This is a genomic window from Acinetobacter sp. NigerLNRRAM0016, from assembly GCF_054112845.1.
In genome coordinates this window covers 1-226 of sequence record NZ_JBSYVT010000157.1, presented here as the reverse complement: position 1 = coordinate 226, position 226 = coordinate 1, and the positions used below count along the sequence as shown (strand labels likewise).

Genomic DNA, 226 nt, shown 5'->3' with positions numbered 1-226 from the left:
ATTTAAGATTTTTCCAAGAAAACAATATGCTGATTTGGTATTACGTCTAGAAGAAAGATAAAAATCAATCGTATAGCCACGTTGATCGACTGCACGATACAGATAAGACCATTGTCCATTTACTTTTACATAAGTTTCATCAATATGCCATGAGCTCAGATCTGTAGGATTACGCCAATACCAGCGTAAGCGTTTTTCTATTTCAGGGGCGTAGCGCTGAACCCAG

At 38.1% G+C, this 226-nt stretch carries 1 protein-coding gene; it reads right to left on the bottom strand.

Annotated elements, in window-relative coordinates; all coding sequences use genetic code 11:
* The coding region (locus ACWQ4X_RS19965) for a DDE-type integrase/transposase/recombinase (protein ID WP_457904702.1) at positions 1-226 on the bottom strand (226 nt) is incomplete at both ends.